Consider the following 10,239-nt stretch of genomic DNA (forward strand, 5'->3'; position numbering starts at 1 on the left):
CCGGCCTCGACGAGGCCGTCTGCGGCGTCGACGCCGACGGATACAGCCCGGTCGACACGATGGGCACCGCCCAGCTCACCGGCGAGATCCGCCGCCGGGTCCAGGCCCTCGACCCCGCCGCCGTCGTACGCCGCAACGCCAAGGCCGAGAAGGCCCGCCGGGTCACCATCCGCCCCACCCCCGACACGATGGTCTACCTCAACGGGCTCCTCCCCGTCGCCCAGGGCGTTGCCGCCTACGCGGCCCTCACGACCGCCGCCGCCTCCCTGATCAGCCAGGGCGACGAGCGCAGCAAAGCCCAGATCATGGCCGACCTCATGGTCGAACGCCTCACCGGACAAACCGCCGCCGACGACGTCGCCGTGACCATCGACGTCGTGATCTCTGATCAGGCCCTCCTCGGCGCCGGCCACGAATCCGCCGTCCTGCCCGACGCACCCGGTGCGCCCACGATCCCGGCCCAGGTCGCGCGCAACCTCGCCGCCCACACCCTGTCCTCACCCACCACGTCCTGGGTCCGCTCGCTCTACGCCGACCCCACCGGACGCCTCGTCGCGATGAGCACCCGTCAACGCTTCACCACCGACGGCCTCGCCGACCTCCTCAAGCTCCGCGACCAAGGAATCTGCCGCACCCCCTGGTGCGACGCCCCCATCCGCCACACCGACCACATCACCCCCGCAGCGGTCGGCGGGCAGACCACCGAGAGCAACACCCAGGGCCTCTGCCAGGCCTGCAACTTCGCCAAGCAGGCCGATGGGTGGAGCCACAGAACCGTCCACGACGACGCGGCAGACCGGCACACGGTCGAGACCACCACCCCCACCGGACACCGACACCGATCCCGCGCACCCGCCCCACCCACACCCGCACGCACCCGACAAGGCGCGCGACGACGCCCCGCCCTCACGCTCTACTACCCCGCCTTCGACATCGACATCAGTGAGGACCCGAGCGCCGCGTAGGCTGGCACCAGCATGAGTACGCCGTCAGAACAGCCAGGCCAGCACCGACTCCTCGAGGGCCTCAACGAGCCCCAGCAAGCCGCCGTCCAGCACGCCGGAGCACCACTGCTCGTGGTCGCCGGCGCCGGCTCGGGCAAGACCCGGGTCCTGACGCGCCGCATCGCCTGGCTGATCTCCGAGCGCAAGGCGCACCCCGGATCGATCCTGGCGATCACCTTCACCAACAAGGCCGCGGCCGAGATGAAGGAACGCGTCGAGGAGCTCGTCGGCAAGCGCGCCCGCATCATGTGGGTCAGCACCTTCCACTCCGCCTGCGTGCGCATCCTGCGCAAGGAGTGCGGGCTGCTCGGCTACAAGAGCAACTTCTCGATCTACGACGCAGCCGACCAGAAGCGCCTGATGGCGCTGGTCATCAAGGACCTCGAGCTCGACCCGCGGCGCTTCCAGCCCGGCCCGGTGCTCCACTGGGTCAGCAACCAGAAGAACGAGCTGCGCGACCCCGAGGACGCCACCAAGGACGCCAAGAACTCCCTCGACGAGACCTACGCGGCGGCCTACACGACCTACCAGCGGCGGCTGCGCGAGGCCAACGCCCTCGACTTCGACGACCTGATCATGAGCACCGTGCACCTGCTCCAGGCGTTCCCTGCGGTGCGCGAGACCTACCGGCGTCGGTTCCGCCACGTGCTCGTCGACGAGTACCAGGACACCAACCACGCGCAGTACGCGCTGATCCACCAGCTCTGCGCCGACAACCCCGAGCAGGCCGAGGACGAGCGCGTCGAGCCCGCCGAGCTGATGGTGGTCGGCGATGCCGACCAGTCGATCTACGCCTTCCGCGGAGCCAACATCCGCAACATCCTCGACTTCGAGCAGGACTTCCCCAACGCCGGCTCGATCCTGCTCGAGCAGAACTACCGCTCGACCCAGACGATTCTCACGACCGCCAACGCGGTGATCGGCAACAACAAGGGCCGCAAGGAGAAGCGGCTGTGGTCGGATGCCGGCGACGGCGACCGGATCGTCGGCTACGTCGCCGACGACGAGCGCGACGAGGCACGCTTCGTCTCCGAGGAGATCGACAAGCTCACCGACGACGGACTTCGGGCCGGCGACGTCGCGATCTTCTACCGCACCAACGCCCAGTCGCGGGTGTTCGAAGAGGTCTTCATCCGCACCGGGATGCCCTACAAGGTCGTCGGTGGGGTGCGGTTCTACGAGCGCAAGGAGGTCCGCGACGCGCTCGCCTACCTGCGGATGCTCGTCAACCCCGACGACCAGGTGAGCCTGCGCCGGATCCTCAACGTGCCCAAGCGCGGCATCGGCGACCGCGCCGTCGAGTGCGTCAACGAGCTTGCCAACCGCGAGCGGATCACCTTCTGGGAGGCGCTGCGCCGTGCTCAGGAGGCCCCGGGCATCGCCACGCGCAGCCTGACCAACATCCGCGGCTTCGTGGCCCTCGTCGAGGAGCTGCAGTCGATGGTCGACGCCGGTGAGCGCGCGGACGTCGTCCTCGACACCGTGCTGGCCCGCTCGGGCTACCTCGACGAGCTCGAGGCCTCCGACGACCCGCAGGACGCCACCCGGGTCGACAACCTCGGCGAGCTCGTCGCGGTCGCGCGGGAGTTCTCCGAGGATCCCGTCGCCGGGCCGAGCGCTGACCCGGCCGACGTCGACGCCGGGCAGGTCGTGCCGGGGCTCGCGGACTTCCTCGAGCGGGTCGCCCTGGTGGCCGACACCGACCAGATCCCCGACGAGCCCGACCCCGACGCCCCCGAGGACCAGGGGATGGTCACCCTGATGACCCTCCACACGGCCAAGGGCCTGGAGTTCCCGACCGTCTTCCTCACCGGCCTCGAGGACGGGATCTTCCCGCACTCACGAAGCCTGGGCGACCAGGTCGAGCTGGAGGAGGAGCGGCGCCTCGCCTACGTCGGCATCACCCGCGCCCGTGAGCGCCTCTACATCTCGCGGGCCGTGGTCCGCTCGGCCTGGGGCGCGCCCGCGCACAACCCGGCCAGCCGCTTCCTCGACGAGCTGCCGATCGACCTGATCGACTGGAAGCGCACCGAGGCCGCCCAGACCAGCTGGAGCCGCCCCGACCTCGCCTCCGGCTCGCCGGCCTACACCGGCTTCGGTCAGCCGACCGCTGCCGGGCGCCGCAACTTCTCCTCCGCCGCCGCGCGAGCAGACGCCGCGTCCAAGGCGAAGCCCGCCCGCGCGGTCCCGAACCTCGACCCGGGTGACCGGGTGGTCCACGACAGCTTCGGGCTCGGCACCGTGGTCTCGCTCGAGGGGCAGGGCGACAAGGCCTCGGCCTCGATCGACTTCGGGTCCGAGGGCGTCAAGCGACTCCTGCTCCGCTACGCCCCGGTGGAGAAGCTGTAGGCCGGAGCTCGCTCCGGCCTACAGCTTCATCGGTCGTCGAGTAGCCCGGCCGAGCGACGCAGTCGCGGGCCGGGTGTATCGAGACGTGGTGAGTCGGTGGCGTACGGCGGGGCGGGGTGCGTCTCGATACGTCGGCGTCTCGCTTCGCTCGTCGGCCGACTACTCGACGACCAGGGCAGTGGGTCGGCCGACTATTCGACGACCGGGGCAGTGGGTCGGCCGACTACTCGACGACCCGGGCAGTGGGTCGGCCGACTACTCGACGACCTGGGCGGCGGGTCGGCCGACTACTCGACGACCAGGGTGCCCTGCGTCAGAAGCTGGCGCCGTTGACGACCATGGCCGCGTACGGGTCGACCGGGTCGCCGCCGCCGGGGCGGACCTCGACGTGCAGGTGCGAGCCGGTGACGTTGCCGGTCGAGCCGACGGTGCCGATCACGTCGGAGGCGGCGACGCGCTCCCCGACGGAGACGTACTGGCTGGTCTGGTGGGCGTACCAGATCTCGGTGCCGTCATCGAGGGTGACGACCGTCTTGTTGCCGTAGGCGCCGTCGTAGCCGACGAAGGTGACGACGCCGCCCGCAATGGCGCGGATCGAGTCGCCGGTGTTGCCGTTGAAGTCGAGACCGGTGTGATAGCTCGCCCACAGGCCGTACTGGCCGTAGCGGGCGGTGAGCACGACGGGGGAGAGGGGCTGGACCCAGCGGTTGTCGGCAAGCTTCTTCGCCTGCTCCTCGACCTTGGCCTGCAGCTGGCCGAGCGCCTCGTTGCGTACCTCGACCTGAGCCTCGGCGGCTTCGGCGAGCTCCTCGCCGGCGGCCTGCTGGAGCGCCTCGCGAGAGGAGGAGCGGCTGAGGTCGCGGCCACGCATGGTGCCGACGCTGCCGATGCCGCTGACGCCGCTGGCAGCGGTGGCCGCGCGCAGCGAGATGTCGCTGGAGGAGGCCGCGAGCTGGGTCTCGGCGGAGTCGGGGGTCGAGATCACGACACCGCTGATCGCGACGGCGAGGGTGGCGACGCCGAGCAGCAGCGGGGCCGACGGCAGGCCGCGGAAGAGCGGGCCGCGGGCGCCGGCGTGCTTGACGGCCTTGCGCTTGCCGCCGGCGGCCTGTCGGGCCACGACGGGGATCTCGGCGGTGAGGTCGAGGTTGCCCAGGTCCGGCGCAGGCGCCTCGGTGACAGCAGCGCGGACCCGACGCCCGGCATACGGGGTGACCTGCGGGGACTCCGACGTTGCGTTACGCACGGGGCGTTCGGCGCGGTGGTTTCCCATGAGTCAGCAGGCTCCGATGAGGTCGGGGGGTGATGGACGGTGAGCGATCGTCGGGGACGGCGACCGGCAACGACCACAGACAGTAACGGATTGGTCACGGTCTTCGAAATCCGGGTGAGGTTGATTCTGCCCCAAGTCGGGTAGGACCGCAGGAGATTTGCACAACATCTCGGGTGACTGGGGTGGACCGAGTGCCCGACCTGCCGCGAGACAGGACTAAGGTGCCCAGCGGACAAACCCACGAACACACACGGCAGGAGCGGCTCTGGCCGGCTGCCGATCGACAACAAGGAACATGGTGGACCTGTGGATCTGATGGAGTTTCAGGCGAAGGAGCTTTTCGCCAAGCATGACGTACCGGGTGCGCTCGGCATCGTCGCGACCACGCCGGCCGAGGCCCGCGCCGCCGCCGAGAAGCTCGGTGTCTGCGTCGTGAAGGCCCAGGTCAAGGCGGGCGGCCGCGGCAAGGCCGGCGGCGTCAAGCTGGCCAAGACGCCGGACGAGGCCGAGGAGCACGCCACCGCGATCCTGGGCATGGAGATCAAGGGTCTGACCGTCCACCGGGTGCTCATCGCTCCGGCTGCGTCGATCGAGGAGGAGTACTACTTCTCCTTCCTGCTCGACCGGTCCAACCGCCAGTACCTCTGCATCGCGAGCATCGAGGGTGGTGTCGAGATCGAGGAGGTCGCCGAGACCAACCCCGACGCGATCAAGAAGATCGCCATCAACGCCGGCACCGGCGTCGACGAGGCCAAGGCCCGCGAGATCGTCGCCGAGACCGGCTTCCCCGAGGCGCTGGTCGAGCAGGCCGTGACCACCGTGCTCGCGCTGTGGAAGTGCTTCATCGAGGAGGACGCCACCCTCGTCGAGGTCAACCCGCTCGCCCGCCTGGCCGGTGACAAGCTCGAGGCGCTCGACGGCAAGGTCTCGCTCGACGAGAACGCCGAGTTCCGCCACGAGGACCACGCCGCGTTCGAGGACAAGGACGCTGCTGACCCGCTCGAGGCGAAGGCGAAGGCCAAGGGCCTCAACTACGTCAAGCTCGACGGCCAGGTCGGCATCATCGGCAACGGCGCGGGTCTGGTCATGTCGACCCTCGACGTCGTCGCCTACGCCGGCGAGGCACACGGCGGCGTGAAGCCCGCCAACTTCCTCGACATCGGTGGCGGCGCCAACGCGCAGGTCATGGCCGACGGCCTCGACGTGATCCTCAACGACGAGCAGGTCAAGAGCGTCTTCGTGAACGTCTTCGGCGGCATCACCGCCTGCGACGAGGTCGCCAACGGCATCAAGGGTGCCCTGGAGATCCTCGGCGACTCGGCCACGAAGCCGCTCGTCGTCCGCCTCGACGGCAACAACGTCGAGAAGGGCCGCGCGATCCTGGCGGAGCTCAACCACCCGCTGGTGACCACGGTCGACACCATGGACGGCGCGGCCGACAAGGCCGCCGAGCTGGCCAACGCCTGAATCGGACGAGGAACACAACATGAGCATTTACCTGAACAAGGACTCCAAGATCATCGTCCAGGGCATGACGGGTGGGATGGGCTCCAAGCACACCACCCTCATGGTCGAGGCCGGCTCGAACATCGTCGGTGGTGTCAACGCCCGCAAGGCCGGCACCAACGTCGAGCTCGGCGGCAAGGACCTCCCCGTCTACGGCAACGTGGCCGAGGCCATGAAGGAGACCGGCGCCAACGTGTCGGTGCTCTTCGTGCCGCCGGCGTTCACCAAGGACGCCTGCATCGAGGCGATCGACGCGGGCATCGAGCTGCTCGTCGTCATCACCGAGGGCGTGCCGGTCCAGGACACCGCTGAGGTGTGGGCCTACCTCGAGGGCAAGTCCACCCGGATGATCGGCCCCAACTGCCCCGGCATCATCACGCCGGGTGAGTCGCTGGCCGGCATCACGCCGCACACCATCTCGGGCACCGGTCCGGTCGGTCTGGTCTCGAAGTCGGGCACCCTGACCTACCAGATGATGTTCGAGCTGAAGGACTACGGCTTCTCGACCGCCATCGGCATCGGCGGCGACCCGATCGTGGGCACCACCCACATCGACGCCCTGGCTGCCTTCGAGGCCGACCCCGACACCAAGGCGATCGTGATGATCGGCGAGATCGGTGGCGACGCCGAGGAGCGGGCCGCGGCCTACATCAAGGACCACGTCACCAAGCCGGTCGTCGGCTACGTGGCCGGTTTCACCGCTCCCGAGGGCAAGACCATGGGCCACGCCGGCGCCATCGTGTCGGGCTCCTCGGGCACCGCGCAGGCCAAGAAGGAGGCCCTCGAGGCCGTCGGCGTCAAGGTCGGCAAGACGCCGTCCGAGACCGCTGAGCTCATGCGTGAGGTCCTGAAGAACCTCTGACCCACCTCGGTCAGCGCACACGCGCGGATCGCCGGCACTCGTGCCGGTGGTCCGCGCGTCTGTCGTTGTGGGGCGCCGTGCGTCAGTCGGCGGGGGCCGTACGGTCGGCGGCAGCCCCGAAGACGGCGGTCACCGCGGAGAGCACGACCGCGGAGTCCGCAGCGGCCCGCTGCACGCCGGCGAGCGCGGCCTCCGCGGACCGGTCGCTCGCGCCGGAGCCGGCGGCATAGGACAGGTAGACGGCGTTGCGCACCTGCACGACCTCGTAGACCTCGAGGTCAGGCGTGCCGGGGTCGGTGCCCGGCGTGGGCTGACGCGTGAACACGGCGGCCGCCACGTCGTAGCCGGTCTCCCGCTCGGTCGTGACGACGTCGTCGTCCACACAGGCCGCCAGCGCGTCTCGCGCGCTCTGCAGGGCCGCCGCTGCGCTGGGCTCGTCCGCCCAGACCGTGAGCAGTCGGGCACCTGCGCTCTTGGGAGCGGTGTACGACGCCGCGGCCGTGGCAGTGAGCCTCGGGAGCCTCGAGACCCTCGCCGCGGCCGCCTCGAACCCCACCCCGGGGCAGAGCCGGAAGGCGGTCGTCGGCACGTCGTCCACGACCGTGACGGGGCTCAGGTCCTGGTTGGTCTCCGGGTAGTCGGCGGTCAGCGGGAAGCCCGGCGGGACGGCCGTCACCATCGGTCGGGACGAGCTGACGGGTGCGGGTGCCGCGCGTGGTGGCCCGGTGAGGCCGGCCACGAGCGCCACGAGCCCCGCGACGAGGGTGAGCCCGGCGAGGGTGCCGACGACGGCGAGGGCGACGTTGCGCCACCGTGAGCGTTGCTCCCCACGTCGTGGGCGCTCGTGAGACGCAGCCACGCCGATCGCCTCCGACCTGGGGTCGGCGCGCTAGCCCTTGCCGGGCTTGGGCAGCTGCGCGAGCCGGTCCTGGGCACGCTGGGCCAGGGCGACGAACTCCGGTGAGGTGAGGTCGCCGGACGAGGAGGGCAGGAAGCCCAGCTGCGAGACCGCCGTGCCGTTGCGCATGATCGCCATGTAGAAGATGACGGTCCGCGAGTCGGTGACCTCCACGGCCAGGCGCCACACGCTCAGCGACGTGTCGCGGACGTCGGCACCCATCACCCGGTCGACCTCGGTGTTGAGCGCGTCGCACCCGCCGAGCGCGCCCCGGACCGCTTCGACGAGTGCCTCGGCGCGGCCGCCGGGCAGCGAGCCGACCGTCTGTGTGAGGCCGAACTCCGTGGGCAGCTTGGCGCCCGGGATGACGAACGTGCGGGTGGCGTTGTTGGTGAACGCGCGGTCGCGGAACTTCCCGCGGAAGCTGGTGGTGTCGCACGACGACGCCGCGTCGTTGGTGACCGGCTTGCGCGGCTCGGTGCCGACCCAGGGCTTCTTGATCGATCCGATCTGGGGCAGGTCGATCTCCGACAGCATCGACGGGGTGGCGCCGGCGGGGAGCGGGTCGCGCAGGACGACGCCGGCCTTCTTGGTGCCACACGCGCCCGCATCGGGCAGCGAGCACAGCTTCTGCACGGCCCCGGAGAGGAGCCGGCCGGCGGCCGTGCGGGCTGCTGCCCCGTCGTTGTCACCGAGGGGGGAGCTGACGACGGTGGTGGTCGTGTAGACGCCGGTGCGGGCGAGCGAGATGACGTGGCTGCGCTGAGGGTTGCCCCACGACTCCAGCACGATCTGCAGGGACTGGTCGCCCACCTTCTTCGGCGTGGCGGTGGCGAGCAGCTGCACCCGGCCCTGCGTGCAGTCGCCGAACCACGTCGATGCCGTGCGGAAGGCGCGCTTGGCACGGTTGGTCGACGAGGAGGCCTCGGTGAGCTGGGTGGCCTGCACGGCGTCGGTCTGCGCCCGCTTCTTCTTGCCGGTCGCGGTGGTGAAGGTGCGCACGAGCGCGGCGGCGCCGCGCGGGTCGGCGTACCGCTCGAGCTGGCAGGGCAGGACCAGTCCGGTGCCCTCGTCGTTGCCGCTGGTGTCGAGGATCGACCAGCGGCCGTCGAAGCGGGCCTTGAGGTCGGCGGCGCCGAGCATGCTGGTCTCGGTGAGCGTGGGTGGCGGCGGATCGGTCACCCCGGCCGCGGCATCGGTGTCGGTGTCCGGGTCGGGGAGGACCGCGGTGCCCTCGGTGAAGGCGGGGCGGTCGAGGGTGGGCCGGGCGCCGGCGCTGTCGACGAGCAGCGATCCGCTCACCACCAGGGCCGTGACCGCGACCGCCACGCCCACCCCGGTGTGGGTGCGCCGCCGAGCAGCCCCGGCGCGGCGGATGATCGAGGGGCGCGGCCACCGGACGGCGTCGACCAGGGAGGCCGAGACGTCGTCGAAGCGCGGGCGCAGGGCCGACGCGGGGAGGTCGAGCTGGAGCGAGAGCTGGGTGGCGGCGTGCTGCAGCTCGTTCTGCGCGACCTCGAGCGTGACCCCCACCTCGCGAGCCATCTGCGGCATCGAGACGGCGGCGAGCTGGGTGAGGATCATCGTGCGTCGCTGCGACACGCTCAGCTTGCCCAGGGCGTCGAGGGTGGCCTTCACCTCGGTGCCGATGTTCTTGTCGCGGTGCCACACGCGCGCGGTGTGACGTCGCTGCGCCAGGCGCCAGGCGTGAGGACGGACGACGGACTCGGGGTCGTCGAGCAGCGACAGCTTGCGCCAGTGGTGCCAGGCGACGACGAACGCGTCGCGCACGGCGCGGCGCGAGGCAGCCAGGTCGCCGGTGAGGGCGAAGGTCTGCACCAGCAGCCGCTCGCGTGCGTCCTTGTAGAAATCGTCGAACTTCTCGGGGTCTCTCATGACCAGTCCACGGTACCCGGCGTGCCTGTCGCGGCGACGCCGGTCGTCGCGCGAGACTGGTCGGGTCATGACCGCACTGCTGCCACCCCGCGACGCCGACCGCCTGGCCGACCTCTCGACCCGCCGTCCGCTGGTGCTGGTCGCGACCCTCGGCGGCGCTGCCGCGGCGGCCGGAACCCTGCTGGTGTGCCTCGCCGCAGGGGTCGTCGGGTGGTTCCTCGCCGACGGCGGCGCGCACGGAGTGCCTCGCGACGGCCTGCGCACCGGGGCGCTGGCGTGGCTGATGGGACACGGCTCCGGCGTGCGGATCGACGGGGTCCCCGTCGACGTCATGCCGCTCGGCATCACCCTCCTGGCGGCCTGGACGCTGTGGCGCCTGGGCCAGCGCATCGGCGTCGCGATCTCGGGCCACGGACCGGACGTCGAGGAGATCGCCGACGGCCAGCGCGTC

At 70.8% G+C, this 10,239-nt stretch carries 8 protein-coding genes; 5 read left to right on the forward strand and 3 right to left on the reverse strand.

Features of this window, described 5'->3' with window-relative positions; genetic code table 11:
- Positions 1-965 (forward strand): HNH endonuclease (locus VOI19_RS06905; RefSeq protein ID WP_323792223.1); only part of this gene is annotated, 965 nt, incomplete at its 5' end.
- A 12-nt stretch (positions 966-977) separates the two neighbouring features.
- On the forward strand, positions 978-3,353 hold the full coding sequence (gene pcrA / locus VOI19_RS06910; RefSeq protein ID WP_323792224.1) for a DNA helicase PcrA: 2,376 nt from the start codon (positions 978-980) through the stop codon (positions 3,351-3,353).
- Between the two features lie 313 nt (positions 3,354-3,666).
- Here pcrA and VOI19_RS06915 read toward each other — a convergent pair whose 3' ends face one another.
- Positions 3,667-4,599, reverse strand: a complete 933-nt coding sequence (locus VOI19_RS06915) for a M23 family metallopeptidase (RefSeq protein ID WP_323792225.1) — start codon at positions 4,597-4,599, stop codon at positions 3,667-3,669.
- Between the two features lie 333 nt (positions 4,600-4,932).
- Here VOI19_RS06915 and sucC point away from each other — a divergent pair, with 333 nt between their 5' ends.
- The gene (gene sucC / locus VOI19_RS06920) at positions 4,933-6,093 is read left to right on the forward strand and encodes an ADP-forming succinate--CoA ligase subunit beta (protein ID WP_323792226.1); all 1,161 of its coding nucleotides are present in this window, start codon (positions 4,933-4,935) and stop codon (positions 6,091-6,093) included.
- Between the two features lie 19 nt (positions 6,094-6,112).
- On the forward strand, positions 6,113-6,994 hold the full coding sequence (sucD, locus tag VOI19_RS06925; protein WP_323792227.1) for a succinate--CoA ligase subunit alpha: 882 nt from the start codon (positions 6,113-6,115) through the stop codon (positions 6,992-6,994).
- Positions 6,995-7,076: 82 nt separating this feature from the next.
- On the opposite strand, the gene VOI19_RS06930 is transcribed toward sucD, so the two are convergent.
- Positions 7,077-7,853: a hypothetical protein gene (locus tag VOI19_RS06930; RefSeq protein WP_323792228.1), complete on the reverse strand. Its 777-nt coding sequence runs from the start codon at positions 7,851-7,853 to the stop codon at positions 7,077-7,079.
- Between the two features lie 30 nt (positions 7,854-7,883).
- Positions 7,884-9,788 carry a hypothetical protein gene (locus tag VOI19_RS06935; RefSeq protein ID WP_323792229.1) on the reverse strand — a complete coding sequence of 635 codons (1,905 nt, stop codon included), beginning with the start codon at positions 9,786-9,788 and terminating at the stop codon, positions 7,884-7,886.
- Positions 9,789-9,855: 67 nt separating this feature from the next.
- On the opposite strand from VOI19_RS06935, the gene VOI19_RS06940 reads away from it, so the two are divergent.
- Positions 9,856-10,239, forward strand: a 384-nt coding sequence (locus VOI19_RS06940; protein ID WP_323792230.1) for a DUF6350 family protein, incomplete at its 3' end; no start/stop codon positions are given.

Origin of the sequence: Nocardioides sp. (assembly GCF_034670285.1) — a bacterium.
Lineage (GTDB): Bacteria > Actinomycetota > Actinomycetes > Propionibacteriales > Nocardioidaceae > Nocardioides.

Excerpts from the sequence above, each read along its gene's own strand:
- pcrA (WP_323792224.1), top strand. The coding sequence starts at position 978 with ATGAGTACGCCGTCAGAACAGCCAGGCCAGCACCGACTCCTCGAGGGC.
- sucD (WP_323792227.1), top strand. The coding sequence starts at position 6,113 with ATGAGCATTTACCTGAACAAGGACTCCAAGATCATCGTCCAGGGCATG.
- VOI19_RS06935 (WP_323792229.1), bottom strand. The coding sequence starts at position 9,788 with ATGAGAGACCCCGAGAAGTTCGACGATTTCTACAAGGACGCACGCGAG.